Annotated in this window: 20 protein-coding genes; 9 read left to right on the top strand and 11 right to left on the bottom strand. The window is 61.0% G+C overall.

Annotated elements, in window-relative coordinates:
• Positions 1-54: 54 nt before the first annotated feature.
• The 3 genes from JL474_RS03405 to JL474_RS03395 all read left to right on the top strand — a co-directional run bounded on the left by JL474_RS03405 (position 55) and on the right by JL474_RS03395 (position 5,250).
• Positions 55-2,202 (top strand): TonB-dependent receptor plug domain-containing protein, encoded by a 2,148-nt coding sequence (locus JL474_RS03405; protein ID WP_203140915.1) that lies wholly within the window; start codon positions 55-57, stop codon positions 2,200-2,202.
• A 71-nt stretch (positions 2,203-2,273) separates the two neighbouring features.
• Positions 2,274-3,260 (top strand): ABC transporter substrate-binding protein, encoded by a 987-nt coding sequence (locus JL474_RS03400; protein ID WP_203140914.1) that lies wholly within the window; start codon positions 2,274-2,276, stop codon positions 3,258-3,260.
• Complete coding sequence (locus tag JL474_RS03395) at positions 3,253-5,250, top strand: ATP-binding protein (protein ID WP_203140913.1); 1,998 nt, start codon at positions 3,253-3,255, stop codon at positions 5,248-5,250. Before JL474_RS03400 ends, JL474_RS03395 begins: the two co-directional genes overlap by 8 nt.
• A gap of 30 nt (positions 5,251-5,280) precedes the next feature.
• On the opposite strand, the gene gorA is transcribed toward JL474_RS03395, so the two are convergent.
• The 11 genes from gorA to gspE form a co-directional block, all read right to left on the bottom strand.
• Positions 5,281-6,651, bottom strand: a complete 1,371-nt coding sequence (gene gorA, locus JL474_RS03390) for a glutathione-disulfide reductase (protein WP_203140912.1) — start codon at positions 6,649-6,651, stop codon at positions 5,281-5,283.
• A gap of 23 nt (positions 6,652-6,674) precedes the next feature.
• Positions 6,675-7,331 carry a GNAT family N-acetyltransferase gene (locus JL474_RS03385; protein ID WP_203140911.1) on the bottom strand — a complete coding sequence of 219 codons (657 nt, stop codon included), beginning with the start codon at positions 7,329-7,331 and terminating at the stop codon, positions 6,675-6,677.
• 53 nt (positions 7,332-7,384) lie between these two features.
• A complete protein-coding gene (gspM, locus tag JL474_RS03380) occupies positions 7,385-7,909 on the bottom strand; it encodes a type II secretion system protein GspM (protein WP_203140910.1) in 525 nt (174 codons plus the stop codon).
• Between the two features lies 1 nt (position 7,910).
• On the bottom strand, positions 7,911-9,218 hold the full coding sequence (gspL, locus tag JL474_RS03375) for a type II secretion system protein GspL (RefSeq protein WP_203140909.1): 1,308 nt from the start codon (positions 9,216-9,218) through the stop codon (positions 7,911-7,913).
• Between the two features lie 53 nt (positions 9,219-9,271).
• On the bottom strand, positions 9,272-10,324 hold the full coding sequence (gspK, locus tag JL474_RS03370; RefSeq protein ID WP_203140908.1) for a type II secretion system minor pseudopilin GspK: 1,053 nt from the start codon (positions 10,322-10,324) through the stop codon (positions 9,272-9,274).
• On the bottom strand, positions 10,321-11,094 hold the full coding sequence (gspJ, locus tag JL474_RS03365) for a type II secretion system minor pseudopilin GspJ (RefSeq protein ID WP_328797766.1): 774 nt from the start codon (positions 11,092-11,094) through the stop codon (positions 10,321-10,323). The genes gspK and gspJ overlap by 4 nt, the downstream gene beginning before the upstream one ends.
• Positions 11,084-11,473 (bottom strand): type II secretion system minor pseudopilin GspI, encoded by a 390-nt coding sequence (gene gspI, locus JL474_RS03360; RefSeq protein ID WP_328797765.1) that lies wholly within the window; start codon positions 11,471-11,473, stop codon positions 11,084-11,086. The genes gspJ and gspI overlap by 11 nt, the downstream gene beginning before the upstream one ends.
• A complete protein-coding gene (gspH, locus tag JL474_RS03355) occupies positions 11,470-11,997 on the bottom strand; it encodes a type II secretion system minor pseudopilin GspH (protein ID WP_203140906.1) in 528 nt (175 codons plus the stop codon). The genes gspI and gspH overlap by 4 nt, the downstream gene beginning before the upstream one ends.
• 12 nt (positions 11,998-12,009) lie before the next feature.
• The gene (gene gspG, locus JL474_RS03350; RefSeq protein WP_407944034.1) at positions 12,010-12,456 is read right to left on the bottom strand and encodes a type II secretion system major pseudopilin GspG; all 447 of its coding nucleotides are present in this window, start codon (positions 12,454-12,456) and stop codon (positions 12,010-12,012) included.
• A gap of 92 nt (positions 12,457-12,548) precedes the next feature.
• Positions 12,549-13,763, bottom strand: a complete 1,215-nt coding sequence (gene gspF, locus JL474_RS03345) for a type II secretion system inner membrane protein GspF (RefSeq protein WP_123634749.1) — start codon at positions 13,761-13,763, stop codon at positions 12,549-12,551.
• Positions 13,764-13,770: 7 nt separating this feature from the next.
• The gene (gspE, locus tag JL474_RS03340; RefSeq protein ID WP_203141298.1) at positions 13,771-15,258 is read right to left on the bottom strand and encodes a type II secretion system ATPase GspE; all 1,488 of its coding nucleotides are present in this window, start codon (positions 15,256-15,258) and stop codon (positions 13,771-13,773) included.
• A gap of 387 nt (positions 15,259-15,645) precedes the next feature.
• On the opposite strand from gspE, the gene JL474_RS03335 reads away from it, so the two are divergent.
• From JL474_RS03335 to JL474_RS03310, 6 genes are all read left to right on the top strand, one after another.
• A complete protein-coding gene (locus JL474_RS03335) occupies positions 15,646-16,308 on the top strand; it encodes a type II secretion system protein N (RefSeq protein ID WP_203140904.1) in 663 nt (220 codons plus the stop codon).
• An 8-nt stretch (positions 16,309-16,316) separates the two neighbouring features.
• Positions 16,317-16,979, top strand: a complete 663-nt coding sequence (locus tag JL474_RS03330) for a transglutaminase-like cysteine peptidase (protein ID WP_203140903.1) — start codon at positions 16,317-16,319, stop codon at positions 16,977-16,979.
• A 77-nt stretch (positions 16,980-17,056) separates the two neighbouring features.
• Positions 17,057-17,452: a MerR family transcriptional regulator gene (locus JL474_RS03325; protein WP_123634753.1), complete on the top strand. Its 396-nt coding sequence runs from the start codon at positions 17,057-17,059 to the stop codon at positions 17,450-17,452.
• 57 nt (positions 17,453-17,509) lie between these two features.
• Positions 17,510-19,195 carry an AMP-binding protein gene (locus tag JL474_RS03320; protein ID WP_203140902.1) on the top strand — a complete coding sequence of 562 codons (1,686 nt, stop codon included), beginning with the start codon at positions 17,510-17,512 and terminating at the stop codon, positions 19,193-19,195.
• 85 nt (positions 19,196-19,280) lie between these two features.
• Positions 19,281-20,450, top strand: a complete 1,170-nt coding sequence (locus JL474_RS03315; protein WP_123634755.1) for an isovaleryl-CoA dehydrogenase — start codon at positions 19,281-19,283, stop codon at positions 20,448-20,450.
• Between the two features lie 71 nt (positions 20,451-20,521).
• Positions 20,522-22,066, top strand: coding sequence for a carboxyl transferase domain-containing protein (locus JL474_RS03310; protein ID WP_407944044.1), 1,545 nt, complete (start codon positions 20,522-20,524; stop codon positions 22,064-22,066).
• The last annotated feature ends 10 nt before the right edge of the window (positions 22,067-22,076 follow it).

Raw genomic sequence — 22,076 nt, 5'->3', positions numbered from 1 at the left:
ATAAAGCTGCGAAACCTACTGCAGCATCAAGCGCTCGGCAAAGTATTTCTAACGATGACAAAATCTCCCTTACTCAGATGGCATCAGGGCCTGCTGGTCCTTTTGGCCAGCGTGGCCGTCAACGTCTACGCACAGGATAACACGACCTACTCCACCATCCCGTCCGGATCCACAGACAGCAGTATGTCCGGCGGGTTCGACCAGGGCTACGATTTCGTCCTTGAACAGCCTATTCCGGAGGTGCTTTCCACCACCAAGCTGCGCCAGCCGAAATCCCGGGTCCCCGGCACCACCACGGTGATCCAGGGCGAGCTGATTCGCGACCTGGGCATTCTCAACATCTGGGAAGTTTTCCGCCTGGTCCCGGGTATGACCGTAGGCTTTGTGCAAAGTAACCGTCCGGTGGTCAGTTACCACGGCACCGTCGCCGATGAACAGCGGCGCCTGCAGGTCCAGATCGATGGCCGCACGGCCTACCAGCCCAACCTGGCGGATGTGGACTGGCACGCCATGCCCGTGCCCCTGGAAAACATTGAACGGATCGAAGTGACCCGTGGGCCGAATGCCGCCGCCTATGGCATCAACGCGTTCCTGGCCACGATCAATATCATCACCAAATCACCCCAGGACACGCACGGCGTCAATCTGCGGGTACGTGCCGGTGACCACGGTTACAAGCAGGCCTACGGTTCAGTCGGCGACCAGGTCGGCCATTATGACTGGCGACTGTCCTACAGCCGCCGCGAATCGGAAGGCTTCGACTACCGTTTCTACAATCCGGACAATACGTCGGTAAAGGAAGGTGAACGCAAGACCTTCAACGACAGCTACCGATTCAACACACTCAACTACGATTCGATCCTGAATATCGATCCCGACAATGCCCTCGATATCCGGCTGGGTTACAGCGACGTCTATGACGAGGAAGACGCCCAGCAGTACGGTGAGGAATTCGGCATCCAGGGCATCCCGGCCGAGACCGGTGACGACTACTATCTGCAGGCCAAGTGGACCCACACCCTGAGCGACCGGCATTTCTTCCACGTCCAGGCCAGCTACCAGGATTATAATCGTCGCCAGCGCTGGCGCAGTTGTATCCCGGCCGGAACCAACGTTGGCGGGACCGTGCTGCCGCTGGAGCTCTGTGCCAATTCAAACCAGGACATCGACGAGAACCGGCTTGAATTCGAGATTCAGGACACCTTCGCCCTGAACGACAACCTGCGTTTCGTCAACGGTGGTGGCTACCGGGAAGACCGGTTCGACTCGGACACCTATTTCAATGGCGAAGGCAGCAACTACCAGACGCTGCTGTTCTCCAACATCGAATACACCCCCATCCACTGGGTGACCTTCAACGCCGGCGCCAGTTGGGAACAGACAACCGCGCTGGATGACGACTTCATCTCCCCCCGGTTTGCCATCAACTTCCAGTTGACCGAAAACCAGACGCTGCGATTCGTCTTCTCCAAGGCCGTTCGAACGCCGGATGCCTTTGAACAGGGCGCCGATTGGGGCTACCGCGCAACCGACGTCACTCCCGAGGCCGCTTACGGATTCCTTGAGGGCCAGCGCCTGCTCGACTTCCAGGCCCCGGGCGATCTCCACGAAGAAACCATCATTTCCCGCGAAATCAGTTACTTCATCCAGCATCGGATGGGAATGGGACTCTTCTCCACGGAGGTGAAATTCTTCCACGACAGCCTCCGGGACATCATCAGCGGCGTCATATCCGCCGATGGTAGCTGGGATCTGTGCAACTGCGTCGCCCTCGACCAACAGGGGATCGAGATCGAAAGCTCACTGGAATACCAGCAAAGCCAGTTCCGACTGACTTACGCCTACATGGACCAGAACTCGGAATACCGCGGGCCGCCCCCTCCCTTGGGTGAAAACCAGGAAAAACGCTACATCCGTCTGCAAAACCGGCTAACAGCGGAAAATTCCGGCAGCTTCGCCTGGATCCAGCGCTTTCCTCGATCCGTGACCACATCCGCGGCATACTACATCGCCTCCGATCTGGGCGAGTATCTCTATGACCGGATCGATGCCAGGGTCGCCAAATCCTTCTATTTACCGCACTCGACGGTCGAGTTAGCGGCCATCATGCACTATTATCCCCATGACGACCCAATCATGTATCCCGACAACCAGTATAAGAACCAGACCCAGTTCTTTTTCGAGGCGTCCGTTAAATTCTGACGCCGTGCAGTTCAGGTAAAGGCCTATGGCACCAGGGATGGATGCCGTCCGCAGGGGCGGCAGTTAATCGGATGTTTTTCAGACGACGGCTGTCCATCGTCCGGCGCCTCCGGAACGTGGCCCAGCGGGTACTGTGCCCGCTGCTGGCCGTGCTGTGGCTCTCGCCTGCCTGGGCCCAAGGGTCGCTCTACGCGGCCAGCGACAGCCCATCCCATGTCGTGTTCCTGGCCGGCTCCGAGAATATTTCTTTCAACCTGGTGTTTCGCAAGCGTCTTGAGGACGCCCTGCCCAAAGGCATCAAGCTCGCCCGCTATACCACCGACGCAGCCATCAAGAGCCCGGACTCGCTGATCATCACTCTCGGGGCCTCCAGCCTCAACGACGTTGTCCAGCAGAACCCCCGCTCGCCGGTCATGGCGCTGATGGTGACGGAAAGCCAGTTCGCTCAGTATCAGGCGATTGAAGAGCAAACCATCACCGCGCTCTACCTGAATCCGCCCCTCAAACGGCAGGGCCTGCTGGGGCAACAGATCCTGCCTCAGGCCACTCAGGTGGCCCTGTTGGCCAGAGCCGGAGACGAGCAACAATTCCGGGAACTGGCCGAAGAGCTGGCCCGTTACGGACTGGAGCTGCGTGTCTTTACGGTGGATAACCCGCAGAGCCTGGTATCGACGCTAAGCCGGGCGCTCAATTTTGGTGACTTCCTGCTGGGCACGCCCGACCCCGAGATCTATAACCGGCAGACCATCAAACACATCCTGCTGACCACCTATCGCCACAATCGCATCCTGATCGGTCCGGAACGGGCCTTCGTGCAAGCCGGTGCCCTGGCATCGACTTACGCGCCCACCGATACGATTGTCACAGATGCGGCGCAGATTATTTCGGAGTACGTGCGTTCAGGACAGCTTCCCCGGGCCCATTACCCGGATGATTTTGCGGTGCTGTTCAATGAACAGGTCGCGCGCTCCCTGAATATTCCTCTTCCCGACCGGGATTCGGTTCTGCAGGCGCTGAAGCGTCTCGAGTCATCATCGACAGGAGTGGGTAATGAGTAGCCGGCAACGCCCGCTGAATCGCCAATTACTGTTGCTGGGTACCGTACCGGCAATACTCATGTTCCTTGTGCTGCTGATTTTCTTCACGTCGGTACGCCTGGAGGACGTCCGTCGGGACCTGTTCCGCTCGACCCAGGTCATCGCCGACAACCTGGCGCCGGCGGTGGAGTACGCCGTCGTCTCCGGTAACCACAAAGCGTTGCAGCAAATTCTGGAACGGACCCTGCGCCGCAGTGACGTTGCCTGGATCCGCGTGCGGGACATCGGTGACACCGTCGTCGGCCTGGAGACCGGTCAAGGCGTGTTCCCCGACAGCGGTGACTTCTTCGTCTTCAACGCTGACATCCTGCAACAGCCCCTGGAATTGGACAGCGAAAGCGACCTGGACTGGTTCGAACCCGGGCTTTCCAGCAATTCCGGCGCGCTGCGGGTGGGGTCGGTGTCCGTCGCCGTATCCGGCTCGCGACTGACGGCCCAACGCCAGGAAATCATTTTCACGTCCTTCGCCGTGGCGGTCTCGGTCCTGATCGTCACACTGCTGATCATCAATCAGATCGCCCATCGCATTTCCCGGCCGATCCAGAACCTCAGCGGCAACGTCAAAAAGCTAATGGACGGGCACTACGAGCAGCCCGACCGCTCCTCTCACGCCGCCCGCGAAATACAGGACCTGGAGCAGAATCTCAGTGCCCTGGCCTATCATCTGGAACATCTGCGCTCGTCCCGGGAAAAGACACTGAAAGCCTCCGAGCAGGCCCGTGAACGGGCAGAATCGGCCAGTCACGCCAAGTCCGAGTTCCTGGCAATGATGAGCCACGAGCTGCGCACACCGCTGAACGGGGTCCTGGGCATGCTGGAACTGGTGGCCGAGGAACCCATGACCGAGCGCCAGAAGGACTATATGCAGACCGCGCGGCGAGCCACGGAAGACCTACTGACCGTTATCAGCGATATCCTGGATTATTCCCGGGTGGAACGCGGCACCCTGACCCTCGAGCACCGCAGCTTTAACCTGCGTCAACTGATCGAGAACTGCGTTGCCACGCACCGCCATGACTGCGAAAGCAAAGGTCTGGAACTGGACTTGCGGTTTATCGGAGACTGGCCGGAACACCCTCGTGTGCGCGGCGATTCCGGGCGGCTGCGGCAGGTTCTCGCTGGCTTGCTGGAAAACGCCATCAAGTTTACCGAGCAGGGGCACGTGGGCGTGCGCAGCGAATGGCTGGTCATGGAGGGCAACTCCATCTACCTGAGCTGTGAGGTGCGGGATTCCGGTTCCGGGATTCCTTCCGAGTACCTGACCGGTATTTTCAACAGTTTCGAGCAGGTGGACAGTTCCGCGTCCCGCCGCTATGGCGGAACCGGGATGGGCCTCGCGCTGACACAGCGCCTGATTGAACTGATGGGTGGGCACATCCGGGTGGATTCGAGCCTGGGCTCTGGCTCGGCATTCTATTTCGAGCTGCCGTTCGAATGCGCCGGGGCCGCGGAACTGGAGAGTTCAACGGACTATCCGGCGGCCAGCCGGACCATCAACCCAACCCCGCCAGAAACGCCGGTCGAGCCGGTTCGTCCGGGCCAGAACGCGCCGCTGGCGTTGGTGGTGGAAGACAATGAGGTCAATCAGCGGGTGGCCTGCGCCCTTCTCCGTCGATTTGGCTTTGAAACCATCAGCGCTGAAAATGGCGAAGTTGCGGTCAAACTGGTGACCGAGAGTAACCACACCTACGACATCATCCTGATGGATTGCCAGATGCCGGTGATGGACGGTTATGAAGCCACCCGCTGCATCCGGGCCTGGGAAACGGCCCACGGGCACGATCCGTTGCCGATCATCGCCCTGACGGCGGACGCCCTGCCCGGAACCGACCGGGCCTGCCATACGGCCGGTATGAACGACTATCTCGCCAAACCGGTCCGCAAGGAGAAACTGCGCAATGTGATCAATCGCTGGATCCGTTTGCCGGAAACCGGTGCCGATCTGCCATAAGCTGGCCGGCACCGGGTCTGTCAAACCGCTCTATCCGACGATGCGTTCCGGCTCGCGCATGGTGACGAACTCTTCCGCCGACGTGGGATGAATGCCCACGGTACTGTCGAACACCGCCTTGGTCGCTCCGGCCTTGATGGCCACCGCAATCCCCTGCAGCATTTCACCGGCCTCGGGGCCGACCATGTGGGCCGCGACGACCCGGTCCGACGCATCGTCGACAATCAGTTTCATCAGGCAACGCTCATCGCGGCCGGACAGCGTGTGCTTCATGGGCCGGAATTCCGTGCGGTAGATTCGCAGGCGGCCATACTGCTCCCGGGCTTCGGATTCGGTAGGGCCCACCGTGCCGATATTGGGCTGGCAGAAAACCGCCGTCGGGATGGCCGAATAGTCCATCGTACCCTCGCCGTCCCCGAACAGCCTGCGGGACAGCACCATGCCCTGGCCGATGGCCACCGGCGTCAGCTGCGGCGTTCCGATGACGTCGCCCAGTGCCGTGACAGACGGCACGGCGGTCTGGAAATGCTCGTCGACGTCGATGTGTCCGGAGTCGGTCAGCTGCACGCCCAGTGCGTCCAGCCCCAGTCCATCGACCAGCGCCCGGCGCCCGGTCGCGGCCATGACCAGCCCGGTATTCAGGCGGGAACCATCACTCAGGTCCAGACGATAGTGAGCCCCTTCCGGCGTCACCGCATCGATGTTCACGCCGAAACGCACATCGATGCCTTTCTTGCGCAACTCGGCTGCGGTGAACTCGCGAATGTCGTCATCGAACCCGCGCAGGAACAGGTTCCCCCGATACAGCAGCGTGGTCTTGACGCCCAGTCCGGCAAGAATGCCGGCGAACTCGACGGCGATGTAGCCGCCGCCCCAGATCACCGCCTCGCCGGGTAGCTGCGGCAGGTAGAACATGTCATTGGAAGTCACCACGTGTTCCTTGCCGGGAATGTCCGGCACGACCGGCCAGCTGCCGGTCGCAACGGTGATGTGCCTGGCGTGGATGCGGCGATCGCCGACTGAAAGGGTATGGGCATCCTCAAAGCGCGCACTGCCGTTGATGATGGTCACGCCGGCATTTTCCAGCAACCGTTGGTAGATGCCGTTCAGCCGGTGAATCTCGGCATTCTTGTTGGCCACCAGGGTTGGCCAGTCGAATTTGACCTGATCCTCGGGAATGGTCCAGCCGTAACCGGCCGCATCGGCCATGTCTTCACCGACGTGGGAGCCGTAGACGAAGAGTTTCTTGGGAACACAGCCCACGTTGACGCAGGTCCCTCCCAGATAGCGGGATTCGACGATGGCGACACGAGCGCCGCGCTGGGCGGACATACGGGCCAGACGGACACCGCCGGATCCGGCTCCGATGACCACCAGATCAAACTCATAATGCTCCGACACAATGACTCCTCGACTGTCGATGTTCAGTATGCTTTCCGGCGAACGTCCCGGTATAGGACATACTCCGTCAGGTCGCCCATCCGGACTTCGCCCAGGTTGCGAAAACCCAGGGACTCGTAGAACGGCAGATACCGGCTATTGCCCGTGTCGAGCACCAGCCCCTGGCCGCGGGGATTATCCTCACACAATCGTTCTACCGCCTCCAATAGAAGACGTCCATAACCACGATTCTGATATTGGGGATGCACGCCCATCAGCGGCAATTGATGTATCTGCTCGCCGGGCAGACAGGCGCGAATCTGTTCGTGGTAATCGATGTAGCGACGGGTCGAGGCGAAGCCTGCGGTCAGCATCATCCGCAGGCGCCAGGATAACTGGCGGGTCAGGTCCAGGCGCATTTCCGGGTCGCCCAGGAAAGCCACCGCCACCAGGGTGTCGTCCGTCATCAGTCCGATGGCGTCCTGATCCTTCTCGAAGTAGAGGTCGATCAGTTCCCGCACCGTGGCCCTGACTCGCCGGTCGTAGCCCGGTTTACGCTCGTCGAACAGATAGTGAAACGTGGGTTCGTGCCGGTAGGCCTTATTGAGAATGGATCGGGCTTCATTAACCGCGGTCCGGTCCAGCCGCACGACGGTCGGCTCGGCCCGGGGATCCATCTCGCTTGCGGTGGCTGTCTCCATGGTTCACCTCGCCCCTGTGTGGTGCATCACACCGGGCGACGCGATCACCCGGATCAGATTTCGAACGAAAGCCGGACGCTGACGATACCCGGCTTGTCCTCCCGGTCGATCGCCGCCTGATCGATGACGATGCCGTGCTCACGGGTCAGCTGCTCAAGCCAACTCGAGACCTGGTTGAACGGCGCGTCTTCCAGCCACACCCGCATGCCGTCTTCACCACTGGGTTCAAAGCGCTGCAGGGAGAGACCGGCTTTTCCCGCGCTGGCCGTGACGGTGGACATCAACGAGCGCACGTCCGTGATCTGAGTGGCTCCCGCCGGCCGTTCACCAGCCGCTGCCATGCCCCGGACCTCGTCTTCATTCTGTTGCATCCAGGCCAGCAGATCCGCAGCGGACTGGCGTTCGGACAGCGCATCATCGTGATAGGCCGCCGCCGGCCGCCAGATAAGGAAATAGATCAGAAACAGCGCAACTGCAACCATCAGGATCTGGAGAGCCATCTGATCACGCCGGGGCAGATGATCGTACTGGGTGATCAATTTCTGCACGGAGGGATTTTTCTTGAGCTGATTCAACATGTCAGGACCCTCCGCTGACGGTCAGGCGCGCGCGGGCGCCGCTGCTATCGTTCACCACCGAGCCGATCCGGGCTTCGAGCCCACGGTCGCCAATGGCGCTGCGCAACGCGCTCAGGCGGTCGTAATTGTCGGCACGCAGCTCGACCACCAGCTCGCCCCGCTGGCGGCTGTAATTGACCGAATCGAACTGCAGGTTCTGGCCACCGCCCAGCTTGTCGTATTCGGCACCCGCCTGCGCCATCAAGGACAGGAAATCCGCCCGCGGGCCCTGCTGACGAGCGACCCGAAGGCGACCTTCCAATACGCGACGCACATTGGCGGCCGTCGCGCGGGTGTCCTGCGGAAACACCTCATGGTAGAGCGACATGGCCTGGTTCTCGAGTTCGGCGGCCTGCTGGTGATGGTAATAGCCCAGGCCCAGTTCGACGCCCACCTGCAGCGCCAGCCATAGCCCGGCGACGATGGCCGCCGGACGCCAGACGCGCCAGACGCCACCGCTCTTGTCGGCGTTCTCGAAGGTGCCCTGACACAGATTGATGGGCTCGCAAAGCGCGTTGTGCTGAGCGTGGGCCAGTAACTCCAGCGGTGTCATCTGCAGCACTTCACGGGTGACGCGCAGCCGATCTTCGGTTTCGATGGGTCGGATGTTGTCGGCGTAGCGTTCGAGGTCTTCTTGGCGGCCATAGAGGGTCACCGGGATCTCCGCGACCACCTCGTCTTTGTCTGGCTGAGCCAGGGTATAGGAGAAGATACTCAGGTTCTCGGTCTTCATGCGGAACCATTCGCCCCGGGAGCCGGCCACCAATGTGTCCTCGCCCGCAAGGCAGATGCACCAGCGGGATTCGCTCACCGGCAGCAGCGCTGCATCCGGATACAGCGCCTCCAGATCCGCACCCTGGAAGGCATCGAACAGTTCGTGCCAGATCGCCATGCGCTGCTGGTCGATGGCCGCGACCCGGAAGCCCTCTTCGCTGCGTTTGCCCAGAGCCAGATGGACCGAATCGATGTCCTGGGCGATCTGCTCTTCCACGGCAAACGGCAATGCCTGACGGACATAGCGGGCCTGTTTGGCCGGTATCTCGGCAAAACAGAACAGCACGTCGTCCCCCGGCAGCAGGCCCACCAGCAGCACGTGTTCAAGATCATTCTGGGTCAGGGTCTGCTCGATCACCGACCGGTCGTCATCCTGGCCGCTGGCCTGGAACACGCCGCTGGCATCGATCAGCGCCCAGTCGAAGCGCTGGCCGTCCATATCGCCATGCAACGCACTGAAGGGCGCAGCCGGTTGAACGTAGAGTCGATATGACATGAATCCGTAGTTCCTTGTTGTTTTCCGGAAGCGGCTGGCCGTAGACGCCTGACTCAGTCAGATAGGCCGAGCGCGTCGGCGGCGTCCCTGGCCTCCTGGCTCTGGCTGTCGCCCGAAACCTGATAGCGCTCCTTGGTGATCAGCTGCGTCTGGCTTTCGTCCCGGCGGACCGTGAACATCTCGCCCTGGGGGTTCCGGTAAATGGTCGTCACCAACCGGAACACCCGATCATTGAACGTGATGCGCGAGGCGACATCAAAAAAATTCGTACTGACCCCCAGCCCATTGCTGTTCAGCCCCAGTCCGGCAAACGCCGGCAGCGCCAGGAAATCCTGGACGGTCTCAAACGGCTCGTCCTCGCGCTGTTCGACCACCGTTTCCACCTGCGCGGCCGTAAGATTTTCGTTCAGCGCCTGTAATACGGGCGCTGGTGCCATATTAACATTGATTGTCGTGCCCGATACCGGCAAAGCCGCCACATACGGCAACAGTTTACGATAGGCCTCTTCGGTCATGCCGTTGATCAGTCGCAATTCCGAGACACTGGCGAACGGCTGGTTGGCAGCCCGGTAGGGTGGGTCCATGCCAAGATAAACGCCGTCCTCGGCACCGTAGGCATTGACCGTTTCATCATTATCGTCGATCCAGTCGATCAGGGCTTCCACGTGTACCGAAGAAATATCGAGAACCAAAAGCAGTCTAGCCAACCGGTCCCGGGTCAACTCATTGACCGCGCCGGTGGCATCCACCAGATTATTGAGGTTGATGCGCCCGCCCAGATCGTTGATCTGCACTTCGACCACGCCGTTTTCTTCATACGGCAGCACGGCCGAGTATTTGGCCCAGACTTCATCGGGGCTGTCGACGTGGGCGCCGTCCTCCTCGTCGTCTTCAAAATCCTTGGACAGGATCTGCTCCGCGAAGGCTTCCGCGCCGAAGGCGATACTCTTGCCCTGACTCTGGGCCAGGTAGTGGCTCGCCTTGTAGATTCGCAGTTGCTGCAACTGGGTCATGCCCGCGACCAGCGTTACCACCAACGCCATGGCCAACAGTACCATGATCAGGGCCACGCCCTGCTGCTCACGCGATGCGTTTGGGCTCCTCATGACCCCGAGCCCTCCGACGTACCCGAGTCGGAGCCGGACTGACTGCCCTCTTCTTCGCTGCCAGACTCCCCGCTCGATTCCGTAGCGTTGGTAATCGTGGTCTGGGCGGATTCCGGATCGAAATCGGGCAGGACGAAAACCCGCTGCAGCTCGCCATAATCCGACTGTTTGATCACGATCGCCACGCCCTTTGGCAAGGGCACGGATGCCAGCGCCGACGGCGAATCACTGGTTTGAGCCGCCGCCTGATCGGTGGTGGGCCACTCGTCCTGCCAGGTGCCCTGGTCGTCCAGGAAACGCACGTTGACATCTTCGACATTGGAAAGCAGCAGCTGATCACGCCCCTTGGCATCCTCCGCCAGATCCAGCGTGCCCCAGTAGCGCCGATGCAGCTCGTCACCGGTGAACTCGTAGCTCACCCGCTGCAGATCACTACGCCGGGCGCCGATGGGGTTGCGCCAGCCCTGGCGGGTCAACGCCAGTTCAACCCCGTCCTCGCGACTGGTCATGGCGTAGCGGGCGTCGCCGTAGATATCGCGAATCGGCCGGTTAACCACCTGGTCCAGGTCGCGCTCAATGACCAGCATGGCTCGCTGGATCTGTTCAAACTCCTCGGCGGCAGCATTGACTCGATCACGGGCCTGGATCACGCCACTGATCATCTGCCAGACACCGACGCCGATCAGAGCTGTGATGCCAACGGCAATCAGCACTTCCAGCAGCGTGAAGCCACGCTGCCGGGTCCGGATGGGTGTGCGATCAATAATCACCAATGAACCCCGCCAGACTGGACAGTTGTCGCTTGTCACCATCTTCCGGCGCGAGGAAGACCGTGACTTCAACCCGACGCACGTTTTCATCCTGGGTACCACTGACCACCGTTTCCACCTGCCAGTGACGGTTGGCGTAGTCCAGGTCATCGGTTTCTTCGGACACTTGCGGAAGATCGGATTGCAGGCGCAGCTGCGCCACCTCATTCTCGGCAATCCAGGTCGCCATGGTGCGGTCACGGACCCGTTCAAAGGTGCCGATATAATTGCTGGCTACTTCAGACGCCGCAGTGGCGATCAGGCCGAAGACCAGCACGGCGACGAGAACCTCGATCAGGGTAAAGCCTCGTTGCCGAAAGCGCGGGGAACACACCGTCACAGCGGCTCCTCCTCACCCGGCGGATGCCACTTGAGGCCGTTCAGACCATCGGTATCGATGCGGTAGACCGGCTCTTCGTCGCTGCCGACGGCCAGCTCCATGTCAAAGGGAGTGGTTTCGCCCGAGGAATAGAACACGATATCCGGCCGCGGGGTGTCTTCGTCGTCTTCCGTTCCCGGCAATTTAGGCAGGTCGTCTTCAGTGTGGTAGGCCACCGCCAGCCAATCCGGGAGCTGCCGCGGCGCAAACAGACGCTCTTTCTGGCGCTCCCAGGTCTGTTCGACGTCGTCATACACCATAAAGCGATAGGCGTTGTCGTCGATCAGCAGGCCCAGTTCCTGATTATTCAGAACCGCCTGCTCTGAGGCGGTCTGCATCAACAGGAACAGTTCGCGGGCATTATTTTCCAGCTCCCGCTGCTGGGCGCCGCCGCCCAGGTTCACCACGGCAATGACGGCAAGCAGGCCCACCAGGACCAGCACCACCATAATCTCGATCAGGGTAAACCCGCGCGAGCGGCTCATTGAACCACCCGCTTATTTGTCAGGATTGTCCTGAACACTGATGTCTGCAGCGTCGCCCTCACCCCCTTCGCGGCCATCGGAGCCGTAGGAGAACAGATCGTAAGGCCCATTCACGCCCGGGCTGATGTACTGGTAGTCGTTGTCCCACGGATCCTGCGGCACGTTCTTCAGGTAGCCGTCCGGGTTCCAGTTCTTGGGCTCGGGGCTGCCGCTGGGCTTGCTGACCAGGGCCTGAAGGCCCTGCTGGGTTGAAGGATAGGAGCCGTTGTCGAGCCGGTACAGATCCAGCGCATTGGCGATGTTGCTCATCTGGGTCTGGGCCACGGTGACCCGGGCCTGGTCACTCCGGCCCAGGATGTTGGGCGCCACGATGGCGACCAGCAGACCCAGAATGACCATCACGACCATGATCTCGATCAGTGTAAAACCGGCATTCCTGTTCAGTTGTTTCATCGTCATCCGTCTCGTTTGCATCGTCGTCGGTTATTGTCTCAGGGACGTCCCTGTTTCCAGATTGTGGGTAAGCTTCCGGTTTCTTAAGACCGACTTGTTCAGCCCACCAGGTTACTCATGTTGAGGATCGGCAGCATGATCGCCATCACGATGATCAGCACCACGCCGCCCATGACCAGCAACATCAGCGGTTCAAACAGCCCCACCATGGTCTGGATCTTGGCCTGCAGGGTGTTCTCCTGCATGGTGGCGGTGCGTTCCAGCATGCTGTCCAACTCACCGCTGGCTTCGCCGCTGGCAATCATATGCAACATCATCGGGGGAAAATAGCCCGTCGCGTCCAGCGATTTGTGCAGGCTGGCCCCCTCGCTCACCGATTGCGCCGCCTCTTTGAGCCGCAATCGCAGGTAGTCGTTGGACAGCACTTCGCCAGCAATCCGCATGGCTTCCACCAACGGTACGCCACTGGTGGTCAATATCGACAGCGTGCTGGCATAGCGCGCGGTATTCACGCCCCGCGTCATGCCGGAGATCCCCGGCATGTGCAGCAGCGAACGGTGAAAGCGCAAGCGGTTGGCTTCCTTGCGCAACGCCATCCGGAACGCAAAGAAGATGGCCGCCAGGATAATGGCGAGGAAAATCCCGTACTGCATCAGGAAGTCGGACATCACCAGCAGCCCGCGGGTCAGCACCGGCAGCTCCTGACCCTGTTTGACGAAGACCTCGATGATGTCCGGCACCACGTAGGTCAACAGGAACACCACGATAGACAGCGCCACAACGGTCAGGATTATCGGGTATATGGCCGCCAGCTGGATTTTCTGGCGCGATTCCTGACGGGTCTCGGTATAGTCCGCCAACCGGTTCAGCACCAGGTCGAGGTGACCGGCGTGTTCACCCGCAGCGACCGTGGAACGGAACAGCCGGGGAAAAGCCCGCGGAAACTCACCCAGGCTGTCCGCCAGCGAATGGCCTTCCATGACCTTCGAACGGATGGCAATCATCATGCTCTTGATGCGTGGCTTCTCGGACTGTTGCGCCGCTGCCCCCAGCGCCTGCTCCACCGGGATCCCCGACTGGATCAGGGTCGCGATCTGCCGGGTCACCAGCGCCAGGTCCGAGGCGCTGAGACCGCGACCTTTTCGGCTCGTCCCGCCACCCTTGGTTTCCCGCTCTGACGCGGTGTCCACCGACAATGGCGTCAGCTTGCGTTCCCGCAGCTGTTGCCGCACTGCCCTGGCGCTGTCCGCTTCGACAACGCCCTGCTTCTGTTTGCCCCGCGCGTCCAGCGCCTTGTAGTTGAATGCTGGCATACGCCCCTTAGCTCCGGTGCGTCACGCGCAGGACTTCTTCAACCGTCGTCCGGCCGGCCAGCACCTTGGCCACGCCGTCGGCATGGATGCTGGGACCATGCTGCCGGGCCACCTTCTCCAGCTCCAGCTCGCCGGCCTGGCGGTGAATCAGGGTGCTCAGATCCTCATCGACGCGCACCACCTCGTAGATCCCCATACGTCCACGATAACCCAGATTATTGCACTCGTTGCAGCCGACAGCGCGGTAGATGTCCGGCGGGTTCTCGGGATCGAGCTGCAGGAATTCGCAATGCTCGACCGAGGGTGAATAGGATTCCTTGCAATGGGGACACAGCACCCGCACCAGCCGCTGGGCCACGATGCCGATCAGACTGGAGGAGATCAGGAACGGCTCGATGCCCATATCGATCAGCCGCGCTATGGCACCGACGGCCGTGTTGGTGTGCAGCGTGGACAGCACCAGGTGACCGGTCAAACTCGCCTGGACCGCGATCTCGGCGGTTTCCAGGTCCCGGATCTCACCGATCATGACCACGTCCGGATCCTGACGCAGGATGGCACGCAAGCCCCGGGCAAAGGTCATGTCGACCTTGGGGTTAACCTGGGTCTGGCCGATGCCGGACAGGTTGTACTCGATCGGATCTTCAACCGTCAGGATGTTGCGGCTGCGATCGTTGATTTCCTGCAGCGCGCCGTAAAGCGTGGTGGACTTACCGGAACCGGTGGGACCGGTGACCAGGATGATGCCGTAAGGCCGGAATATCAGCTCCCGCAATACTTTGAAATCACGCTCCGCCATCCCTAACGAGGCAAGGCGCAAACGGCCGGCCTGCTTGTCCAGCAGACGCAGCACGATTCGCTCGCCGTTGGAGGACGGCATGGTGGACACCCGCAGATCCACTTCCCGACCGGCCACGCGCAGTGAAATCCGGCCGTCCTGGGGCACCCGCTTCTCGGCGATATCAAGCCTGGACATCACCTTGATCCTAGACACCAGCAGCGGCGCCAGCGCCCGTTTGGGCTCAACCACCTCACGCAGGATGCCGTCGACCCGGAACCGCACGACCAGCCGCTTCTCGTAGGTTTCGATGTGAACGTCGGAAGCGTTGGTGTTGACGGCTTCGGTGAGGATGGCGTTGATCAGCCGGATAATCGGCGCATCGTCTTCCTGTTCGAGCAGGTCCTCGGTTTCCGGTACGGATTCCGCCAGGCTGGCCAGGTCCATGTCGTCACCGATGCCTTCAACCATCTGCATGGCTTCGGTGGAATCGTTCTGGTAAGCGGCATTGAGGGCTTCGTCGAAATCTTCCGGTGCGATGGGCTCGAACTTGGCCCGCCCGCCACTGACACGGTTGGCTTCCGCCAGCGCCATGGGCGTGGCTCCGGGTCGTACGAGAACCTTCACGGCGCCGCTGTCGCCGCGGGTCAGGATGACGCCGTGACGTTTGGCGAAGGTAAAAGGCAGGCGCCCGATCGGGGCGTCCTGAGCCTGCATGTCGAGGTCTTGTTCCACGCTGGTTCTCACCTGTTCCTGTCACCGAAGAAGGCAAAGGCTATCATAGCTCGTCCGGGAGTATGTGGTCTCTGACGAGTTATCGGGAAAATTGGGACATTCGTCAAGCACGTCACGGTGCTAATCGCTTATTTTTGCATCATTTTTGGTCGAATATGACAATTCCCGCCCTTATAATCCACCGTCTGCGAAGACCGCTGAGTATTTACCGGGTGTTTGTCTAAACTGTTACAGTGCGGTCGGCCACCGTAGCGTCCTTCCGGAAACCAGTGCATCGCCTAACCCCGATGAACCGGAAGCGCTCAAGATTAGACCGTATCCAGGGACGGTAATTCCGCTACGCTATCTATCAGGAGATCAGGGCTACCCATGACCGGCATCTATTCCCGACTACCCCAGATTACCGCCCTATTACTGGTGGTGGCCATGCTGGCATCGCTGGGCTGGCAGGGGTGGCAGTTTTACCAGGCCGAACAGGCACGACAGGCCGGCGGTGGGGCCGTGGTCACCCGGCAGGCCCCAACGGGCAACGCCGGTGCGCAGGACATCAACCTGTCCGCCATTGATCTCTTCGGCAAAGCCGGCGCCCAGGCCGCACAACAGCCCCAGTCCACCGAGAATCTGCCCGAGACCAACCTGCGCCTCTATTTGCGCGGCGTGATGGCCGGCGGTGAAAAAAGTGTCGCCAGCGCCCTGATCGAAGACGCCAACAACGATACCGAAGCCTACCTGATTGGCGACGAATTGCCCGGCAACGCCACCCTGCGCTCGGTCTATCCCAACCGGGTCATTATCGAACGCAGTGGCAAGCTCGAAAACCTCTATTTTCCTGAAACCGCAGACACCAGCGGTATCGATTTGAGTAACGGCAACGAGGCCCAGGCCGCGGAAAGCACCCCGGCGGAACCCCGGCCCCAGCCTCGCGCCGTCCAACCTCCCGGTTCTGCGCCGGCGGTAACCAGCGACAGACGGGAAGAGATTCGTCGCCGACTGGAGGCTCTCCGGGAGCGATTGCGCCAGAACAGTAACTGAGGCCATGGATGAGTCCGACGCGCATCAGGCAGGGATTTCAATTCTGTGCCCTGGCCCTGTCATTAACGGTCACCGCCGTTATTGGCATCGAGCTGAGCTCGCGTCTGCTTGATTATGTCCAGAATGAGTTCGGCGACGCCGCCCGGGAACGTTTGGTTCAGTGGCAGCAACTGCAGAAGCTGGCCAGCCATGCCCCGGTCCGACGCCAACTGCGGCTGGTGAATTCCTTCTTCAACCAGGTCAAATTCGTCAACGACATCGAACACTGGGGAATGGAGGATTACTGGGCCACGCCGGTCGAGATGCTCGCCACCGACGGCGGTGACTGCGAGGACTTCTCCATCGCAAAATACCTCACCCTGCGCGCTCTGGGCGTGCCCGACGACCAACTGCGCATCACCTACGTCAAAGCCCTGGAGCTCAACCAGGCCCATATGGTGCTGGCCTGGTACAAGACGCCGAATGCCGATCCGCTGATCCTCGACAACCTCATCAACGAAATCCGCCCGGCCTCCGAGCGCAACGACCTGGAGCCGGTCTACAGCTTCAACGGCGAAGGCTTGTGGCTGCAACAAAAAGGAGGCGGTGCGGACGCCGAACGCATCGGCAATGCCGACAAACTCAAAAACTGGACCGACCTGAACAACCGTCTCATCGACTCCCTCCGGTAGGAAACCCCATCGAAAAGGTTGACACATCTCTGTCGCCGGAATTACCTTTACGTTAACGTCAACGTGAGCAAGTCGATATGAGTGATCTGAACGTCAAGCGAACCCACTCCATCAGCGATCTGGCCCGGGAATTCGACATCACCACCCGGACCATTCGTTTCTATGAAGAAGCCGGCATGATTACGCCGGAGCGCGACGGCCAGACTCGGATCTATACTGATCAGGACCGGGTGAAACTGAAGCTGATCCTGCGCGGTAAACGCCTCGGTTTCAGCCTGGCGGAATCCCGTGAGCTGATCGAGATGTACGATCCTTCTTCCGACAATGCTCATCAGCTCAATGCCCTACAACAAAAAATCAACGAGCGACGTGACGCCTTGAAGCAGCAGCTTGCAGACATCGAGATCATGCAGAAGGAACTCGACGACGCCGAAACACGGTGCCAGGCCGCCATGGCCGCCCTGAACAACTGAACCGTATCGCGTCCCGAACCAGACACACCACAACAAAGACAAGATTTCAGGTGGGTTATGACGATGCAGAAGAGCTATGTCAGCGGGGTCAGCGAAACGCCCCTGCTGGGTATGACCATCGGTGAGAAATTTGACGACACAGCCCGTCGCTTCCCGGATACGGACGCGCTGATCGTCCATCATCAGGATCGCCGTTACAGCTACCGTGAACTGCAGGCTGCCGTGGATGAATGCGCCCGGGCCATGATGGCCATGGGCATCGAGAAAGGCGACCGGGTGGGCATCTGGTCCCCCAACAACGCCGAATGGTGCATCACCCAGTTTGCCACCGCCCAGATTGGCGCCATCCTGGTCAACATCAATCCCAGCTACCGGGTGCATGAAGTGCAGTACGCGCTCAGGCATTCGGGCGCCTCCGTGCTCATCCTGCAGGGTCAGTTCAAGACGTCGGATTACGTGGGCATGATGACCGAACTGGTTCCGGCCCTGAATGACGCCCGCCAGGAGCGCATCCACAGTGACACCCTGCCCGACCTGAAGCAGGTGATCTGCCTCGACGCCAGCCACAAGGCGCCGGGCATGTGGCACTGGGATGAGGTGATCGCCCTGGCGCCGCAAACGTCAGATGCCGACTACCGTGCCCGCCAGGCCAAACTTCAGTTCGACGACCCGATCAACATTCAGTACACGTCCGGCACCACCGGCGCGCCCAAGGGCGCCACGCTTTCTCACCACAACATTCTCAACAACGGGTTGTTCGTTGCTCGCCGGATGAACTTCACCGAGAAGGACCGGCTGGTCATTCCGGTACCGCTCTATCACTGCTTCGGCATGGTCATGGGTAACCTGGGTTGCATTACCCACGGCGCCACCATGATCTACCCCAGCGAAGGCTTTGAACCAGTGGCCGCCCTCACCGCGGTGCAGAGGGAGAAAGCCACGGCCCTTTACGGCGTGCCCACGATGTTCATCGCCGAGCTGGAACACCCGGATTTCGCGAGCTTCGACCTGTCGACGCTGCGCACCGGCATCATGGCCGGCTCCAACTGCCCGGCCGAGATCATGCGTAAGGTGATCGACCAGATGCACATGACCGATGTGACCATCTGCTACGGCATGACCGAGACCAGTCCGGTCAGTCTGCAGACCGAGCCGGACGCGCCGCTGGATAAACGCGTGACCACCGTGGGCACCATCCACCCGCACCTGGAGATCAAGATCGTCGATCCGGCGACCGGCGACCTGGTGCCCCGCGGCGAGAAAGGGGAACTCTGTACCCGCGGCTACAGCGTGATGTTGGGTTATTGGAACAACGACGAAGCCACCCGCAAGTCCATCGACGTGACCCGATGGATGCACACCGGCGACCTGGCCACGATGGACGAGGACGGCTACGTTGCGATTACCGGCCGCATCAAGGATCTGATCATCCGCGGCGGTGAGAACATCTACCCCCGCGAGATTGAAGAATTCCTCTACACCCACGACGCCATTTCCGACGCCCAGGTGATCGGCATTCCCGACGAGAAATTCGGCGAGGAAGTGATGGCGTGGATCAAGCTGGCCGAAGGCAAACAGGCCACGGAAGACGAGATCCGCGAATTCTGTAAGGGCAAGATCGCCCACTACAAAGTCCCCCGATACATCAAGCTGGTGGACGAGTTCCCCATGACCGTCACCGGCAAGATCCAGAAGTTCCGGATGCGGGAAATCAGCATCGATGAATTGAACCTCGGCGGTTGATGCCGGGCGGTCATTGCGATCGCCTTCGCCCCAAGGTTGACGTTAACGTAAACGACAGATTTTACCGGCAGGAGTCAGAACCACCATGAAAAGCCAGTACACTTCCCTCAACTTCGGACTCGGCGAGACCGTCGACATGCTTCGGGACCAGGTCAACCAGTTTTCCACCGACCGCATCGCGCCCCGGGCCGCCGACGTGGACCGGGACAACCTGTTCCCCAACGAACTCTGGCCGCAGCTTGGCGAGATGGGCCTGCTCGGCATGACCGTCAGCGAAGAGTACGGCGGCAGCGGCATGGGCTACCTCGCCCACACGGTGGCCATGGAAGAGATCAGCCGGGCCTCCGCCAGTATCGGACTGAGTTACGGCGCCCACTCCAACCTGTGCGTGAACCAGATTTTCCGCAACGGTAATGACGAGCAGAAAGCCAAATACCTGCCCAAGCTGGTCAGCGGTGAGCACATCGGGGCCCTCGCCATGAGCGAACCCAACGCCGGTTCCGACGTGGTCAGCATGAAGCTGCGCGCCGACAAGAAAGGCGACCGCTATATCCTCAACGGCAACAAGATGTGGATCACCAACGGGCCCGACGCGAACACCTATGTGATCTATGCCAAGACCGACACCAGCAAAGGCCCCCATGGCATCACGGCCTTTATCGTCGAGCGGGACTGGAAAGGCTTCTCCCGCGGCCAGAAGCTGGACAAGCTGGGCATGCGCGGTTCCAACACCTGTGAACTGATCTTCGAGGACGTGGAAGTCCCGGAAGAAAACATCCTCGGCCAGGAAAACGGCGGCGTGCGCGTGCTGATGTCCGGCCTGGACTACGAGCGTGTCGTTCTCTCCGGCGGCCCCATCGGCATCATGCAGGCTTGCCTGGACAACGTGGTGCCCTATGTCCACGAGCGCAAGCAGTTCGACCAGCCCATCGGCGAGTTCCAGCTGATCCAGGGCAAACTGGCAGACATGTATACCGAGCTGGCTGCCTGCCGGGCGTATCTCTATTCCGTGGCCCAGGCCTGCGACCGCGGCGAAACCACCCGCAAGGATGCCGCCGGCGTGATCCTCTACACTTCAGAGCGGGCTACCAAAATGGCGCTGGAAGCCATCCAGATCCTCGGCGGCAACGGCTACATCAACGAGTTCCCCACCGGTCGCCTGCTGCGGGATGCCAAGCTCTATGAGATCGGTGCCGGCACCCAGGAAGTCCGCCGCATGCTGATTGGTCGCGAACTGTTCAACGAATCACGGTAAGGGGTCCCATGGCTATCCTCCATTCCAAGATCCAGACCGAATCGCCGGAGTTCAGCGAGCGTCAGGCCGCGATGCAGGCGCTCTGCGACGAACGCCGGGACCGTCATGACACCATCGCCAAAGGCGGCGGCGAACAGGCCCAAAAGCGCCACACCGACCGCGGCAAAATGCTGCCTCGGGAGCGCATCCACCGTCTGCTGGACCCGGGCTCGCCGTTCCTGGAGATCGGCGCGTTTGCCGCGGACGACGTCTACGGTGAGGACGTGCCTGCCGCCGGCGTGATCGCCGGTATCGGCCAGGTGCATGGCATCGAGTGCATGATCGTCGCCAACGACTCCACCGTGAAAGGCGGCACCTACTATCCGCTGACGGTAAAAAAACACATCCGGGCCCAGACCATCGCCGAGGAAAACCACCTGCCCTGCATCTACCTGGTGGATTCCGGCGGCGCCAACCTGCCGCGCCAGGACGAAGTGTTCCCGGACCAGGAGGACTTCGGCCACATTTTCTATCGCCAGGCCAACATGTCCGCCAAGGGGATCGCCCAGATCGCCGTGGTCATGGGCCTGTGTACTGCCGGCGGCGCCTATGTGCCCGCCATGGCGGACGAGAGCATCATGGTCCGTGAACAGAGCTCGATCTTCCTGGCCGGACCACCGCTGGTGAAAGCCGCGACCGGGGAAACCGTCAGCGCCGAGGAACTGGGCGGTGCGGATGTGCACACTGGCATTTCCGGCGTGGCGGATCACTACGCCAACACCGAAGCCGAAGCCCTGGAACGGGCCCGCCAGTGTATCGCCAACCTCAATTTCCGCCGGCCGGAAACGGTTCGCCTGCGCGAGCCGGCCGAACCGCTGTATTCGCCGGATGAGTTGTACGGCGTCGTCCCGAGCGACCTGAAAACCCCCTACGACGTGCATGAAGTCATCGCGCGACTCGTCGACGGTTCCGAATTCGATGAATTCAAGGCCCGCTACGGATCGACCCTGGTCTGTGGCTTTGCCCACCTCTACGGCATGCCGGTGGGCATCATCGCCAACAACGGCATCCTGTTCTCCGAATCCGCCCAGAAAGGCGCCCACTTCGTGGAACTGTGCTGCCAGCGCGGTATTCCGCTGATTTTCCTGCAGAACATCACCGGGTTCATGGTGGGCAAGCAGGCCGAACACGACGGCATCGCCAAGCACGGCGCCAAGCTGGTCACCGCCGTCGCCTGCGCCCGGGTGCCGAAGCTGACGGTCATCATCGGCGGCAGCTTCGGGGCCGGTAACTACGGCATGTGCGGCCGGGCCTACAAACCCCGTTTCCTGTGGATGTGGCCCAACGCCCGCATCGCGGTCATGGGCGGCGAACAGGCCGCTGGCGTGCTGGCCGACGTCAAGCGCGCCGGCAAGGAGCGTCGCGGCGAAAGCTGGAGCGACGACGAGGAACAGGCGTTCAAGCAGCCCATCATCGACCAATTCGAGCACCAGTCGAGCCCCTACTACGCCAGCGCGCGGTTGTGGGACGACGGCGTCATCGACCCGGCCGACACCCGCCGGGTGCTGGGGCTGAGCCTGTCGGCCGCCCTCAATGCGCCGCCCGAAGACACCCGCTTCGGCCTCTTCCGGATGTAACCAGGAGATC

It is taken from the genome of Marinobacter mangrovi (genome assembly GCF_016798325.1).
GTDB lineage: Bacteria > Pseudomonadota > Gammaproteobacteria > Pseudomonadales > Oleiphilaceae > Marinobacter_A > Marinobacter_A mangrovi.
This window is presented reverse-complemented; position numbering and strand designations above follow the sequence as displayed.